Origin of the sequence: Nostoc sp. UCD121 (assembly GCF_014222285.1) — a bacterium.
In the GTDB taxonomy this organism is placed as follows: Bacteria; Cyanobacteriota; Cyanobacteriia; order Cyanobacteriales; family Nostocaceae; genus Nostoc.
Genome location: NZ_JACKZS010000182.1, coordinates 1 through 15,603 on the forward strand (window position 1 = coordinate 1; position 15,603 = coordinate 15,603).

Sequence of the window (15,603 nt, forward strand, 5' to 3'; positions counted from 1 at the left end):
GGGACTTCCAGAAAATAAAATATACAGATAATAAAAATGATAATCATTGTTAGGGGGGTGGGAGAGGCTGCCGTTGGCAGCCTCTCCCACCCCAAGTTGTAGTAAATTGAATGATGATTCGATTTTGGGATGTTTGAGGTGTCAATACAATTAACAGATGCATTGAAAAAGTTATTGAAGGAAACCGCACATCAATTAAAAGGAGCAGCTAAACGTAAATTTATAGCACAAACAGTTGTGGCATTAGGACACGGAGGACAGTCTCTAGCAGAGCGAGAGTTAGGATGGAACCGTGTAACTATTGGTAAAGGAATTAAAGAATTAAATAGTGGTATCACTTGTGTGGATAATTATCAAGGTAGAGGAAGAAAAAAAGCAGAAGAACGCCTACCAACTCTTTTAGAAGATATCAAAAAACTAGTCGATTCTCAAAGTCAAATAGACCCAACTTTTAAAAGTCAAAGACTTTATACCCGCCTGGGCGCATCTGTTGTAAGACATCAATTAATTGAGAAATTTGGCTATGCTGAAGAAGAATTACCAACTTCAGAAACAATTCGCGTTAAGCTAAATGATTTAGGATATCGCCTGAAACGGGTTGCGAAAATTCAACCTCAAAAAAAATTCCCGAAACTGACGCAATTTTTGAGCAATTAGGTGTAGTTCATCAAGAAGCAATAGAAGACCCAAGTGTTTTACGCCTCAGTCTAGACGCGAAAGCTCGTGTAAATATCGGCTCATTTGACCGTGGTGGTAGAAACCGAGTGCCAACAGCAACTGATGACCATGACTTCCACCCAAAAACAACTGTGGCTCCCTACGGCATCTTTCTTCCAGCGTTTGATGAGCTATTTTTATATTTTACAGAATCTAAGGTAACTAGCGATTTTATCGTTGATATTTTAGCAGATTTTTGGAAATCGGAAAGCTGGCGATTTTCGCAAATAAAAACTTTGCTGATTAATCAAGATAATGGAGGAGAGAATAGTTCTAGACGCACTCAGTTCATGAAACGTATAGTTGAATTTGCTCAATCACACCAATTAAATATACGTTTAGCTTACTATCCTCCCTATCACAGTAAATATAATCCCATTGAAAGAACTTGGGCTGCCTTAGAAAATCATTGGAATGGCAGCATTCTAGATGAAGTTGAAACTGCATTAAATTTTGCTAAAACTATGACGTGGAATGGGAAAAATCCAGTTGTTAAGTTAGTTACTCAGACTTACTCTAGCGGAGTCCGTCTAACTAAAAAAGCTATGCAAGAAATTGAAAATAAGATTGAACGTTTGACTAATTTTACCGAAGATAATTTACCAAATTTAGGTAAGTGGTTTATTGATATCTGTTGTGGAGTAACGTAATTTCCAAAAATTTAAAAGCGCCAAAATAATCGATATCAATATCAATTCTGCTCACTGCATTTAAGAACTATCTTTGTGCAGACATTTATCTTGCATATTTATAGGGAGAGAGAGGTTGCCGTCGGCAACCTCTCTCTCCCTCCTTAAAATGATTATCATTTTTATTGACTGTATATTTTATTCTCTGGAAGTCCCTTAGAGCAGTCAACATTAAGCACAAAACCCCAGCAAGTAAGGAAATTATTCGCCAAGCCATAGAAGAAGCCATTAAGGATAGTCCCACCGTCTCTACGTTTATTCAACGCCTGGAGGAAAATAACATTGGGGTATTGCCTAAAATACGGGGGGAGGAACTACTAGGTTTTACCTACATCCATAATGATGTGAAAATCGCTGGTTATCAAGTATACAAACCCTATAGTTGGAACAAACTGCTGTCTGAATACGGAATAACATACGACCAAGAGAAAGATAAAGAAGTAATTCAACAAGCTAAAGTCAGAGCAATTGCTCGCATAAATAGCATACTTTTAAGTAATAATAATTACTTATATAGTGATAAACCTACTAATAGCAGTACAAGTGATATTAATAGTGATACCGATAGTAACTCTAAAAAACTTGTTACTACATATACACTAAACAGTAATTATCCCAGTGAGATTTCGATAATACAACCAAAATTAGAATATAACGCCACTTCGGAAGCAAATAAGACCAAGAAAAAAGTTCAGCCGCATCCAAAGAAACAGCACCCACAACAGGATATTTCAGAAGAAAACGGTCTTACTGCTAAACAATTCCTGGAAGAGCAATCTTCCGCTGTTCCTCCTTCTCTTAACCTTCTGCCTTCTACTCTCAAACATTTGCCTTCTATAATCACTGACTATATGCTTGTTACCAATAACTTCCGTATCAAAGGACGGGAGTTGAGTGCCAGCTTAGATAGCAATACTCTGAGTGTTTACCGTCATGGGGATAATACTCCTGTGATGCAAACCTGCTACAGTCAGGGAAACTGGTATGAAGAGATACAAACTCGATTAACAGGAAACGAAATTGAGCAGATTGAAAGTCTGCGTTTCTTTACCCAACAAGCGTTAATGGATAAATCGCGCTCAAAGGGAGGATTGAGTAATAGTAAATAATTCCTGGATTTACTATGCTAAAAGGGGTAAAAGTAGCGAGCGTAACATGAGCCGCCACGTAATGTCTGAAAGCCTTGCTCCTAAAGTGTTACAGAAATAAAATTGCTCTACGATCTGAAAATCGCCGAAAAACCTTATTTTTACTGTGCCAATTGAAGTCTAAGTTATTTAATACAGCATTTGGTAACGTAGCAACAAGGGTTTCAGGCTGCAAAATTCAGTGAGGTTTAAATCCTTAGTTTTGGCGCTGGAGGGAACCCACACTATGGTGAGCGTTGCTGCCGCAGCGCTCACTCTCTGTTCAGGCTGCTCTAGTGTCCCAACACGCCTAAAGGACGCAGCGAGCGCCGTCTGCGGGGATTTTGAGACCGATGAGGTAGTCGGCGACGATGTCGTTGATACACGCATTGCCGCCGATGAGGGCTACACCGTGCCGTTCGCCCTCGACGGTCAGCAGGCTCGCGCCCAGCGTCTTGGCAAGGCTGATGCCGCCCTCGTGCGGGGTAGCCGGATCGCGGGTGGCCGACACGACCAAGGTTTTAGGGAGTCCTTTTATGTTCTGGGCATAGGGGTAGCCGAGGGTGGGTTTCACGCGCCAATGCTCACAGAGGTCGCGGGCGTTGACGGGTCGACCGGTGTCTAGGAAGGGCGCAACCTTGAAAATGTCGCGCGTCATTGCGCTCTCCTGCTCGGGCGTGTGGCGTTCCTCGTCGAGGCAGTTAATGGCCACCAGGGACTCGTTGCCATTGCCATAGCTACCGTCGGTATTGCGCTGGGTGCGGATGTCGCTCAAGAACAGCAGGGTTTTACCGCTTCCGGCCTTGAGTTCGGTGATGCCTAGAATCACCGCAGGCCAGCTCACATCGTTATAAAGCCCAGTGATCACGCCCCCAATTGCGGCGGTGTAAGTGACCTTGCGTCCGTCTGCGGTGATGATCGGTTTATCAATCAGTGGCCGCACGAGCTGCTGGAAGGCGGCGGTAGCTTGCTTGGGATCGGTGCCGAGCGGACAAGTCGGGGTTTTAGCGCAGAAGGCCGCCATGTTGTCGAAGGCACGCTGGAAACCCGCGAACAGGACGAGGTGACGCTCGGTGGTGCCGGTGGTGGGGTCGATCGCGCCGTCGAGCACCATGGCCCGCACGTTCTGCGGGAAGGTTTCGGCGTAGATCGCGCCGAGCCGGGTACCGTAGCTGGCGCCAAAAAAGGAGAGCTTGTCATCGCCGAGCACCGCGCGGAGTACGTCCATGTCGCGGGCGACATCGCGCGTGCCGACGTGAGCCAGCACGTCCTCACCGCCGGAACGCTCGGCGCATTTTTGGTACAACTGACGGGTCTGGTGGTCGGTGTAGTCCTTGCCCCCGGAGTTGATCGGGTTGACCAACAAGTTGGCCTCTCGTTCGGCATCGGTGAAGCAGTCTAGGGCTGGTGTCGAGGCCGCAACCCCGCGTGGGTCGAACCCGATCAGGTCAAACTGCTTGGTGATCGGACTGTCGGCCGACTCATCTGCCACCGTGGCCGCGTAGCTCATCCCGGACATGCCGGGGCCGCCTGGGTTGAGCAGCAGGGAGCCGATTCGTTTGCTCGGCTTGCCCTTTGCCGGTACGCGCAGCAGTGCAATCTGCGCGGTTCGCCCGCGGGGGTTCTGGTAGTCGAGCGGCACCTCAAGTCGGGCGCATTCAAAGGTGTCGTTGGCGAAGTCCTTAGCGTCGGCATCCGTGGTGGCATAGCCCTCGCACGAGCCGAAGGTCAGCTTCTGGTCGTAGAAGCGTTTCAGATCCGCAGGGATCTTTCCTCCTGGCTCTGACGGGTGCCCGAATGTGGGCTGGCCGCAGGCACTAAGAACCAATATCACCGCCCCAATCATTAGCGAGCTTCGGACGTGGGGCTTGTGAGCAAGCATAGTTCTCCTCTTAGCGGGAACCGTTGGCTCAGAGCCGTGCGTGGGTAGGCCACGATCTTGCTTGTGGTTAGAAGAAATGTGAGACATGGGGATAAACTCCTTCGAGCTAGTTGTTGATGGGTTCAGGTATTAACGGGGTCATCGATGACTCCACCAAAGCGCAGACTGTAAATTAGTTTGTTAGGACTTACGCATTGACGGAAATAGAGTGGTGTGAGGCGTTACGCTTCCTCGATTAGTTCGACGTATGTTGATTTGTTTGATGCGATCACTTCGCTGGCTTCACATCCAGCCCCGTCCAATGAGCGGCAAAAGCCCACATATCCGCCGTTTCCTCAATGATCTTGTCCGTGGGCTTGCCCGCTCCATGTCCCGCGCGTGTCTCGATGCGGGCAAGGTGGGGCTTGTCACCGATATCCGCCGCCTGGAGCGCAGCGACATATTTGAAGGTGTGACTCGGCACCACGCGATCGTCCGTGTCGGCAGTGGTGGCGAGGATCGCAGGATAAGCCTTGCCGGACTGGATGTTGTGATAAGGCGAATATTTCAAGAGGTTACGGAAATCCGCTTCCTGTGCCGGAGACCCATATTCGTCTAGCCATAATTTCCCGCCTGTGAACTGGTCGAAGCGGAGCATATCCATCACACCAACCTGGGGTAACGCAGCGGCGAACAGATCCGGTCGTTGATTGACCACTGCACCGATCAGGAGTCCGCCATTCGATCCGCCCTGAATCGCCAAGCCATTTTGGGGCGTGATACTCTGTGCCTTCAGATACTCGCCCGCTGTGATGAAATCATCGAAGACGTTCTGCTTGTTCTGACGACGACCCGCTTCGTGCCATGCCTTGCCATATTCGGAGCCCCCGCGAATATGGGCGTGCGCGAACACCCCGCCCTGTTCGACCCACGCTAGCCGCTCGGCTGAAAAGGCGGGAGGCTCGGTTATGGCATAGCCGCCATACGCATAGAGCAAGGTCGGCGCTGGATTGGTCACATCTTTGCGCCGGACAATAAACATCGGGACACGGGTACCGTCCTTCGACTTGTAGAAACGCTGTTCGACCGCGATCCGATTTAGATCGATCGCAACCTTGGGTTGTGTCCACACACGCGCCGTATTGCTGGCGACATCGTATCGATAGATCACGCCTGGGGCGTTGAAGCTGGTGAAGCCGAAGAAGGTTTCCTGGTCGTTCTGGTCGCCCTCAAAGCCGATCGCAGTGCCGATGCCGGGCAGCTTCACAACGCCGTCAGCTTTGCCATCAAGTGTGTAGCGTTGAACTTCCGTCTGCACATCGACCAGATAGGAGGTGAACAACCGTCCGCCGACCAGCGACGCATTGCTCAGAACCGAATCCTGCTCCGGCACCACATCCGTGATCACCGGATCGGCGGCAGCGATGTCCATCGTCACCACCTTGAAGCGCGGTGCGTCCTTGGTGGTCATGAGGAAGAACTTCGTCCCCACATTGCCGACGACGTGCCATCGATCGTCGAGATTATTGACCAGCTTGCGGGGTTTCCAGTCGGCGCTCTGGAGATCCACCACAGTCAGTTTGTTGCCGATCGAAGCGGGCGTGGAAACGATCGCGATGTAACGCCCGTCTTCGGTGATGCTCAAGGAATGTATCATGTTCGGCTGGTCTGGGGTTGCATAGACCAGCCGATCCTGCGCTTGGGGCGTGCCGATCGCGTGGAAATAGACGGCATGATTGGTCACGCCCGCCTGGGATACTTCGCCTTGCTTCGGTTCAGGGTAACGGGCGTAGAAAAAGCCGGAGCCGTCCTTAGCCCATGCGATGCTGGTAAACCTCGCCCATTTGACCTCATCGTCGAGTACCTTGCCCGTGTTTACGTCCAGCACCCGAATCGTGCGCCAGTCCGTGCCGCCATCCTGCACCGCATAAACCACGCGCTTGCCGTCGTCAGATGCCGACCATTCGGCCAGCGCGATCGCCCCGTCCTTTGCCCAACTGTTGGGATCGATCAGCACACGCCCTGCGCCATCCACACTGTCGCGGACATAGAGAACCCGCTGGCTCTGAAGTCCGGAATTATAGAGGTAGAAATATCGTCCCCCCTTTTTGACTGGAATGGTGAACCGCTCATAGTTGTACAACTGCTTCAGTCGGTTCTTGAAGATATCTCGACTTGGTAGCGTGTTGAGATGGGCGTTAGTCACCTTGTTCTGGGCTTCGACCCAGGCGGCAACTTCCTTGTCGTTGCGGACATCGTTTTCCAGCCAGCGATAGGGGTCGGCGACCTTCTGCCCGAAATGTTCCTCAACGACATTGACCCGCTTGGTTTCAGGATAGGTGATTGTAGGCATGATTGCTGTAGAATCCGTGCAAGCGGAGGCGAAATGGGTAGTAGAGAGTAGCGCGATCGCAAAAAGGGTTGCGCGGCGCATCGGTATCTTTATCTTTTGAAATGAGAGTCGAAATCCAAAGAGGTTGAACTCTAGTATTTCTTGTCGTGATTTTCCAGTTTTGAACATGTCATTGACCTACCTAACAAAATGGTTGACCATAACTACCTGGGTTAAACGATCGCAAGTAGGTAAACAAAATTAATTACATTGTTTTGATCAAATTCTTTCAGCACGTTCTCAAGAGACTGAACTACGCTTTACCAACTTTGATCGACACTTGCTAGTTGCCTCGCTCATACGTAACTAATTTTGATTAACCATTTAGAAGCGATTCGCCTCCAGGTTGCGATCTGCGCTTCGCAGCAGCGCTTCGCTATCGCATCGAATCAGCCCGCGTCGATGAGCCGCTAGTTTCATCCTTGACCTCGGTTTTGATGACGAAAGCCCTTAATTCAACAATCTTGCCGCCGCGAAAGCGCCAGATGTCGCAGTACGAGTAATCAGCCGCCTTCCCGTCTTCGTCCTTCAGTGTGATGTCGCCGAGTGCCGTGACGAAATCACCCTCAGCGATGAAGTGAGCGACCCTAAACTTGGGCGGCTCTATGTATGTCGTTGCCATCCATTGGCGAACAGCTTCTTTTCCTTTCAGGGTCTTGTCGCCTACAAACGTCCATTCCATGTCGTCGGCGCAGAACGACAAGAATCCTTCATAGTTGCCTTTAGCGTTTGCCGCTTCTAAAATTGCTTTATTTTTGTCTGACATCGGAATTTCTCCTTTGCTCAATTCGTGAGCCGCTTTTTCTCAACAATTGCGCGGGTATTGCCAGTTCAGAGTCGATCCACTTGTCAAGATTGCAGACCTGCTGGAGATAAGTGCAGCAATCGGTGAGCTACGAATTCTCAGAGTCGTCATGTACTGCCGAGTCAGGTGCAACACCTGGTTCGGACCTGGGATCTTATGTCACGTCTGCGGCAGTCAGAACATACCGTTGCTGTTGTCCGACCGTTCGGGTATTGTCTGGAGCACGTCCCAGTGCTCTACCACCTTGCCGTCGGCATCTAGGCGGAAGATGTCGATGCCGGCCCAGTCCGGCTCACCCGGCCAGACCTGGTGGCAGTGCAACACCACGTAGTCGCCCTCGGCGATCACCCGCATGAACTGTACCTGCTTACCGGGGTACTCGCGCGCCATCTGCTCAAAGTACGCGATGAACCCGTCCTTGCCGTCGGACACATGCGAGTTGTGCTGGGTGTACGTAGTCCCGACGTACCGCTCTACGGCCTCGCGGGGCTGGCACTGGTTGAACATCAGGTCGTAGAACGCCGTGACGGTTCTCTTGTTCTGCTCCAGTCGGTCATTCATCAACATCCCCCTTGTGATGCTTTGCTGGACAAAATCAAACTCCAATCCGTTTAGCAATTACCAACGCCGTGAAGCTAGTCTAATTTTCTGTAAATTTCAGTACAATTTTGCCCCGTGTTCTTCCCTGCTCTAAACGCTGATGTGCCAGAACGACCTGATCCCAAGAGAATACTGAATCAATCACTGGGCGAAGCTGTTGACGCTCAATTAGTTTTGTCAAAGCCTCTAATTTTGCTTGATACTGGGGTGAAAAAACAAAATGAATCGTCAGATTCTTACCCCATGCTTCAAGAAGCGATTGCGGTATTGCAATGTCTACAATGCTGATAAGCCTACCGAAGGGACGAATGATTTCTAGACTACGCTGAATGGTTTCTCCACCGATCGTATCTAGAACTAAATCCACACCCAATCCATTTGTTTCTTGACGAATGACTTCTACGTAATCTTCATTCTTGTAATCAATCACTCGATCTGCACCCAGTTCTGTCACGAAATCTCGGTTTCTAGAACTACACGTCGCAAAAACGTATGCCCCTATCGCTTTGGCGAGTTGAACTGCGATCGAACCCACTCCACCCGCACCCGCATGGATGAGAACTGTTTCACCAACTTGTAGCTGGCCCCTAGTCACCAGACAATCCCAAGCCGTTCCGCCTGCAAGCGGAAAAGAAGCTGCTTCAATGTGCGATAGATTTGCAGGCTTCAATGCAACAATCGCTGCATCAGCCACATGATACTGAGCGTAGCTACCGAATTCTCCAAAAATTTGCGGCGAGTAATACACGTTGTCTCCCACCTTGAAATCGGTCACGGCTTCGCCAATTGCCTCAATCACCCCTGAAACATCGACTCCAAGGATAGCGGGTAATTGAACCAGTTCCTTGTAATCACCACGACGAGTTTGGTAATCGACCGGGTTAATCGAGGTTGCACAAACTCTGACTAACACCTGATTCAACTTCGGTGTTGGTGTGGGAACAGTTTGAATCTCAAACTTCTCAGCATCGCCAAACGCAGTTAATACGGCTGCTTTCATAGATTCCATCTGTGCCAACTCCCCTTGATTCAAAATAAACAGTGACGGGATTTCGATACCATTGAGCGGAAGTAACTCCCTAACTTCGCAATAGCCCGTTGCCTTTAAGTGCAAAACTCACGGAACAATTGCAGTCACGCGGATTTCAATCCGCATCGTTGGCAGTCCAAGAGCCGCGACTCCTACCTCTGTCCAAATGGGGGCATGGTTGGGCATATAATGACGAAATAGCTTGACCATCACCTCGTTAACCTCTGGGGGGAACCCGCCAACATGGTAAGAATTGATGTGGACAACATCCTCCCAACCCGCACCAGCAGTCGCCAAAGTTCGCTCTACGTTCCGAAACGCCTGGGCAATCTCATCCTCAAGCGATTCGGGAATTTGCAGATTGTCATCCACCCCGCCTTGACCTGATGTCTCCACTCGATTGCCAATTTTTACCGCTTGCGAGTAATGCAATTCATCCAGCCTAGATTCCCCATAACCAGGAGTGACAAAAAACTTGGGCTTATTCATGGTGTTCCTTATGTAGTACGTTTGACTGTATCTCGCGTTGCTGAAACGAGTTTGTTTCGGCATCATCTGATTTAGACACTAATGTTCAGAATTCACTTGCCATGTAATCACAATGATTTCTGCAAACCCTAAGACAAATATTAGCCGCGAAAACGCTCCTAAAATGGCTTCCATCGTCCAGTTCTGACTCTGAACCTCCCAGATCATCCAAACAATATAGAATCCAATCACCAACCAGGGTAGAATTACCGCTGAATTCCGTCTGCGATAGAAGCGGATCGTCCTCTCGCGCCAAAATGGGAAGGTGCTGAGGAGACAAAAAATGTAGGAGGTTCCTGCACTGATGAACAAGCTTCTTTGAAGATCCGAAGGCAGGTTTGGGTATCCAAGTGCGATCGCACTCAGACAAACTCCCAGCGCGAGATACAGGAAAGTAAACAAGGTAAATCGCTTCATTCTTTCTCCGATAAAGCTCATTCTTTGTACCAGACACGCACACATTGAAAGCAATTGATTGTAACGCCTTGACTGATCATCACTGGGTAGAAACCATTACTGACCGTCACTCCGTAGACACCATCACTTGTGCCTTCTATCCGATCTGGTAAAACAACGGTTTCAACATTGATTACCTGTATTGTTTTACTTTCGATCCACTGATTGACAGCACTAACAACCTCAGAGAAGGATTCATACTCAGAAGGTCCGCCGAAAGGTCCCCGTTTAGTAATCCGAGGCGCAAAATCTTTGCACTTAATCATTTTATCTACCACTTAAAATTGTAAAGTTGACCCTCACTTCAAGGAACCATTGTGATTTGATTTGTTGATGGCTCAATTCACTGTGAGTCCACCATCGATGGCTAAGGGTTGCCCTGTGATATAGCTCGCAGCATCAGAACATAAGAACACAACCGTTGCAGCAATTTCTTCAGGTTGAGCCATACGCCCCATCGGGACGCTCGACGATGCCATCGACTCAAACTGCTCTAAGGTCATACCCATCTCTTGAAGATCTCAGGAGTCACGATTTCTGTGTTGCGAACATAGCCAGGATTGACTGCATTAATCCGAATCCCTTGCTTGGCATAATCGAGCGCAGCCGAACGGGTCAGTCCCATCACACCATGTTTGCTTGCAGTATAAGAGCCAGCTCCAGGCACTCCGATCGATCCCGCTGATGAACAGGTGTTGATGATGACCCCTGCTCCTTGAGTCAGCATCTGTTGGATTTCATATTTCATGCACAAGAACACACCCCGTAGGTTAGGTGCCATCATGCTGTCAAATTCTTCAACAGACTGCTCGTGTAGTGGCTTTGGGGCTGTACCAAACCCAGCGTTATTAAGGGCAAAATCTAGCCTTCCGTAAGTGGCGACTGTTTTGTCTATCAGCGCCTTGACCTCTGTTTCACTCGATACATCCGATCGCACAAACAAACACTCCGCGCCTAGCTCATGAATCATCGCAGAAGTGGTTTCGCGTTCTGCCTCGCGTCTGCCAGAGAACACGACTTTTGCACCCGCAGCACCGAACGTTAACGCAGTTGCTTTACCAATTCCCGATGTGCCTCCAGTAACTAAAGCCACTTTACCCTGAAGCATCATGCTATTTCTCCTGTTCTAGTAAGCATTGACTAAAAAAGTGGTGTCTTGATGACTCAACTTGTAGTAGGTTGCGCCACGATAGATCAGCTTACGAATTGCTAGCTCAAAGTTGAACTAGCGTTTTGTACACGCATATTTCTGTTGGATAGAGTTGTCTTTGTACACTTCTAGCGTTCCAGATTGTTGGCTATCCAATGTTCCATCCCAAACCCAGTATTGATAATTACCATTCTGAAACTTGTAAACTCGAACGCCTTCTGTTGCTTGACTTGTTCCTTTTCCCAAACTCAAATTTCCGTTGGAACTGGCTGAGCGATAAAGGAGTTCGCTTGATTTTTTAGTTTTCCAGATATTGACGTTGTATCCGCCTTCACATTGCAAGTTGAGGAGCAAATTAGCGGTGGAATCTGCCGATGCAGGTAGGGCAAAATGAGCTATCATGCTGGTTGCTAAAGCCAGAAGAATTGTGGAACCTAAGATGCCATTTTTTAGCGGTGTTGTACGAGAAACTTGTTCGACAGAAATTTTAATGTTGTCAGGAAGGATTTGTACTTCTTTGTAGACAACATTAGGATCTTCGCTGTAACGTACTTCTTCTACTGTAACAACTTGTGGAACTTTACCTTTTGGTGGCTCAACACTGTAACGTAGTTGGAGTACTCCTGGAGGGTCGATCCCAACCTCGACTCGCTCTAATTTAACGGAATAGCCCTCAGTGGGAAATGTGCATTTACCAGTGACATGGAGTGTGGAGCTACTTCCGGGCATCGTATCGTACCAAGCAGTCCAATCGCATTGAGATTCTTTTGTAGTCATGATTGTTTCTCCTGTTTAAGGTTCATTGATTTGGGAAACGTAATGAGGGGTGTTCTGTTGCAGATTCGCGGCTATATCTCGACGCTCAAGAAGCAAGGACTCAATGTACTGGATGCCCTCAAGCAATTGTTCTTGGATAACTCTGCAATCCCGTCTATGCTTCAACCTGAGTAGTTACAAAATTCCGCTGCTAGTCGCGTCCTGCCACAATAATCTTTTCTGCTAAACCACTTGGGTTAGAAAACATCACCTCATGACCACCCGGCATTTGCACGAGTCGAAATAGTCCCAAGCGGTTAGACATCTTGGGATGCCAACCCCATTCGCCTTGAGGTAGCGAATTGTCTTCCGTACAGTAGAGGTAACTTTTGGGAATGGGCAGCGAGTAAAACTACTTTAAGTTCAACTTGTCAATCCACGGTTGATACGCTTGGGGCGATAATTGCGCGTAACTCGATTGAGCCAGGTCGAGGTCAGCGTCGTTGAGAAATGCTTCTCGCCAAATCTCAAACGGCATCATTATCGTATGATCGTCCGATCCTCTCGCTAGCCTATCGAATAATGCTTGAGAACTGGGTGGGATGTTATCTGTGAGGCTCTCACCATCATTCAGGACAAAGGCATCGAAGAAGATTAGCCGTCTAATGCGTTGCCTTTGGCCGGCGAAGCCATCGCTAATCGCTTCCGCAACTTTCGCAATAATTGTTCCGCCGAAACTATGTCCTAACAGAACAATATCGGTTAAGTCTTTGCCAACAATGTAATCGACGATCGATTGTGTACATTGAGCATGGTTGACGTTTTTGTTCACGCCTTTCCCATGTCCAGCGATCGTCGGAGCAAAAGTGTGATGTCCTTTGGTTTCTAGATGGTCGATGACCGCTTTCCACGCAGAACCATCATGCCAGGAGCCATGAACTAAGACAAAAGTTGACATAGAATCTCTCCTTGAATTAACTCACTGTATATCCGCCATCGATCGCTAAGGATTGTCCCGTGATGTAGCTAGCAGCATCAGAGCAGAGAAACACAACCGCTTGAGCAATTTCTGCTGCCTGACCGATACGACCCATCGGAACCATAGACCCGAGATCATCAAACGTTATGCCCATCTGGTCAGCGCTACGAGCCATTAGGTCAGTCGCAATGGGACCAGGATTGACGGCATTAATCCGAATGCCCTGTTTGGCATAATCGAGGGCAGCCGATCGCGTCAGCCCCATCACCGCATGTTTGCTGGCAACGTAAGGAGAGATCCCTGGAAGCGCAACGAGACCATTCGTTGATGAATTGTTCACGATCGCGCCTGAGCCTTGAGTTAGCATCTGTTGAATTTCATATTTCATACAGAGGAATAGCCCTCGCGCATTGACCGACAGAATCTTGTCAAAATCCTCGATCAATTGTTCATGCAGCGGTTTAACAACCCGATCGATTCCAGCATTGTTAAAGGCACAGTCGAGTTTGCCGTAGGTTGCGATCGCTGTCTGCACCAATTCCCGAACATCTGCTTCACTCGATACATCTGATTTGACGAACAAGCATTCTGCCCCAGTCTCGCGAATCAAATCAGCAGTTTCTTCACTTTCTACACTGCGTATGTCTGAGAAGACAACTTTTGCGCCAGCAGCACCGAATGCGATCGCAGTTGCTCGACCAATTCCCGATGCGCCTCCAGTGACTAACGCCACTTTATCCTGAAGTATCATTCTATTTCTCCTAAAATCCAAGTCCGGTTGTTCTCTCTTGAAATAATCATGAAATCGCTTTAGAAAAAAGCTTAGACAAATCTTGCAAGCATTAGGCTAAGAGCAAAGGAAAAGGCATGAAAGCTGATATGGGCTAACATTGCAGCCTCAAGTGAATATTGCCAAAAGAGCCAGCCAAACGCAATCCCCGCAATCCCATTCAGTAACAACGCCCGAATAATCACAACTGGAGTGAGGGGAACGATCGCGGCAGTCGCTGGCAGGTGTAGTAGTCCAAATACCAATGCGGCTAAAACGATCGCACCCTGGTAAATCCCTTGACTTGGCAACGTAACGCCTTGTTTTAGCCCTTTCCACGCGATCCAAACAAGCAGCGACATTAAACCCCAGCGCATCAAAATTTCCTCAGTGATGCCGCCATAGAACATTGCTGTGAGCAAATTCAACCAACTTGGCTCTGTATTATTGGCTGCCCGTAGCGCTTCCGGTAGGACAGGTTGCATCAACTGATCGAGCAACAAGAGAACGATCGCTGCCGCTGCACCCACACCCAAGCTCCATTTCATCTCAACGGCAAAAGATGGAGACTTAGCGGTGTGAAACACCCAATGATCAATCAAATGGGAGCTTAATCCAACACGATAGGCACAACCAATTCCGATTAGAATGCTGATTGCCAGTAAAATTGAATACTGTAGTCCTTGCAGAAGCATTAAAATCCCCAATGGTGGCACTTTTTCCAGTATTTCTGGAGACAGTTTCGCTAACTGTTGCTCGACTAAGGGAATAGACGCGATCGTGAACATGGCAATTCCCACACTGCCCAACCCAAATAGAATCCCGAATTGTTTCAGAATTGCCATTAGTTTAACCTCCAGATGATCCGTCCTATCAGCCCATGCCAGCAGCTACCATCACCGGAATTCTGGGCAAGTTGAAAACGATGTGAACAATGACAGCAGTCCAGACCGAGCCGCTACGGCGGAAGATTTCGGCGGTGGCGAGACCAGCGACTACGGCTGCGGGAAAGACGATGTTGATGCCGTGACCAAGGGCAAAGATCACGGTGCTACCCACGACCCCGATGAACGAATTGTAGCGCAGCAGCGCGTTAGCGACGACACCCCGAAAGAGCAACTCCTCACCAAGAGGCGTGACGATTCCGAGGAACAACGTGGCTAAAACCAGGGATAGTACTCCGCCGCTGCCGCCCTCTGCGTACACACCCTGAACATTGTTGGTGTTCCCGGTGATCTGAATCCAGCCCAGAACTGCCAATCCCTTGAGTACGAAGGCAACCAGTCCGACTCCGATCGCGATGAGCAGCCAGCGTCTGGAAACTCGGCGCACGCCAAAGGCACTCAGGGATCGAATCCGTAGTAGTGCTGCCGCTGCGAACCCGGCAATCCCGGCAATCCCGGAGAGCGAGGTGAAGACCAATCCGTAGACCACGGGGTCAAGACCGAGCCGCTTGAGTTGCGAACCAACCCCGAATCCGACGATCGCGAAGACGACAAGACCCACAATGATCTCAAGCCAGCCTGGACGGGAGACCCTGTTTGGTGCGAACGCGGCAGGGAGCTTCTGTGGGTGGTTAGAAGACACTTTAGACATGGTGATAAACTCCTTTGATCGAGTTGATGATTCAAGTTGCTGATGGGTTCATGAATCAAGTTCCCTCAAATCTCCCGGTTCGCCCATTTTTTAATGAGTTAGGAAAAGTAGATAGTCAAAAGTATACCGAAGGACATATTCCCAAAAA

General features: G+C 48.9%; 16 protein-coding genes. 2 read left to right on the forward strand and 14 right to left on the reverse strand.

Annotated features, from left to right (window positions below; genetic code table 11):
• Positions 1–144: 144 nt before the first annotated feature.
• Positions 145–1,367, forward strand: a protein-coding gene (locus GNF10_RS27895; protein WP_185583091.1) for an ISAzo13 family transposase whose coding sequence is annotated in 2 segments (ribosomal slippage) — positions 145–625 and positions 625–1,367 — 1,224 coding nt in all. Because the reading frame shifts where the segments join, the coding sequence is not laid out codon by codon here.
• A gap of 164 nt (positions 1,368–1,531) precedes the next feature.
• Positions 1,532–2,515, forward strand: a complete 984-nt coding sequence (locus tag GNF10_RS27900) for a hypothetical protein (RefSeq protein ID WP_260446338.1) — start codon at positions 1,532–1,534, stop codon at positions 2,513–2,515.
• A gap of 328 nt (positions 2,516–2,843) precedes the next feature.
• On the opposite strand, the gene GNF10_RS27905 is transcribed toward GNF10_RS27900, so the two are convergent.
• The 14 genes from GNF10_RS27905 to GNF10_RS27965 all read right to left on the reverse strand — a co-directional run bounded on the left by GNF10_RS27905 (position 2,844) and on the right by GNF10_RS27965 (position 15,455).
• Positions 2,844–4,415: an alpha/beta hydrolase gene (locus GNF10_RS27905; RefSeq protein WP_260446008.1), complete on the reverse strand. Its 1,572-nt coding sequence runs from the start codon at positions 4,413–4,415 to the stop codon at positions 2,844–2,846.
• A 268-nt stretch (positions 4,416–4,683) separates the two neighbouring features.
• Entirely contained in the window at positions 4,684–6,747 is a 2,064-nt protein-coding gene (locus GNF10_RS27910) for a prolyl oligopeptidase family protein (RefSeq protein WP_221643532.1), read from the reverse strand.
• 415 nt (positions 6,748–7,162) lie between these two features.
• Positions 7,163–7,552: a nuclear transport factor 2 family protein gene (locus GNF10_RS27915; RefSeq protein ID WP_185582082.1), complete on the reverse strand. Its 390-nt coding sequence runs from the start codon at positions 7,550–7,552 to the stop codon at positions 7,163–7,165.
• 213 nt (positions 7,553–7,765) lie between these two features.
• Entirely contained in the window at positions 7,766–8,152 is a 387-nt protein-coding gene (locus GNF10_RS27920; RefSeq protein WP_185582083.1) for a nuclear transport factor 2 family protein, read from the reverse strand.
• 79 nt (positions 8,153–8,231) lie between these two features.
• The gene (locus GNF10_RS27925) at positions 8,232–9,200 is read right to left on the reverse strand and encodes a zinc-dependent alcohol dehydrogenase family protein (protein WP_185582084.1); all 969 of its coding nucleotides are present in this window, start codon (positions 9,198–9,200) and stop codon (positions 8,232–8,234) included.
• 108 nt (positions 9,201–9,308) lie between these two features.
• A complete protein-coding gene (locus tag GNF10_RS27930) occupies positions 9,309–9,710 on the reverse strand; it encodes a RidA family protein (RefSeq protein WP_185582085.1) in 402 nt (133 codons plus the stop codon).
• Between the two features lie 473 nt (positions 9,711–10,183).
• Positions 10,184–10,471: a hypothetical protein gene (locus GNF10_RS27935; RefSeq protein ID WP_185582086.1), complete on the reverse strand. Its 288-nt coding sequence runs from the start codon at positions 10,469–10,471 to the stop codon at positions 10,184–10,186.
• A 72-nt stretch (positions 10,472–10,543) separates the two neighbouring features.
• Positions 10,544–10,708, reverse strand: a complete 165-nt coding sequence (locus GNF10_RS39350) for an SDR family oxidoreductase (protein ID WP_311774223.1) — start codon at positions 10,706–10,708, stop codon at positions 10,544–10,546.
• A complete protein-coding gene (locus tag GNF10_RS27940) occupies positions 10,705–11,316 on the reverse strand; it encodes an SDR family NAD(P)-dependent oxidoreductase (protein ID WP_311774224.1) in 612 nt (203 codons plus the stop codon). The genes GNF10_RS39350 and GNF10_RS27940 overlap by 4 nt, the downstream gene beginning before the upstream one ends.
• A 114-nt stretch (positions 11,317–11,430) precedes the next feature.
• Complete coding sequence (locus tag GNF10_RS38965; protein WP_260446009.1) at positions 11,431–12,132, reverse strand: hypothetical protein; 702 nt, start codon at positions 12,130–12,132, stop codon at positions 11,431–11,433.
• Positions 12,133–12,523: 391 nt separating this feature from the next.
• Positions 12,524–13,069, reverse strand: a complete 546-nt coding sequence (locus tag GNF10_RS27950; protein WP_260446010.1) for an alpha/beta hydrolase — start codon at positions 13,067–13,069, stop codon at positions 12,524–12,526.
• 16 nt (positions 13,070–13,085) lie between these two features.
• Positions 13,086–13,841: an SDR family oxidoreductase gene (locus GNF10_RS27955; RefSeq protein ID WP_185582087.1), complete on the reverse strand. Its 756-nt coding sequence runs from the start codon at positions 13,839–13,841 to the stop codon at positions 13,086–13,088.
• 71 nt (positions 13,842–13,912) lie between these two features.
• Positions 13,913–14,704 carry a CPBP family intramembrane glutamic endopeptidase gene (locus GNF10_RS27960; RefSeq protein ID WP_185582088.1) on the reverse strand — a complete coding sequence of 264 codons (792 nt, stop codon included), beginning with the start codon at positions 14,702–14,704 and terminating at the stop codon, positions 13,913–13,915.
• Positions 14,705–14,732: 28 nt separating this feature from the next.
• Positions 14,733–15,455 (reverse strand): CPBP family intramembrane glutamic endopeptidase, encoded by a 723-nt coding sequence (locus GNF10_RS27965; protein ID WP_185582089.1) that lies wholly within the window; start codon positions 15,453–15,455, stop codon positions 14,733–14,735.
• Positions 15,456–15,603 lie beyond the last annotated feature (148 nt).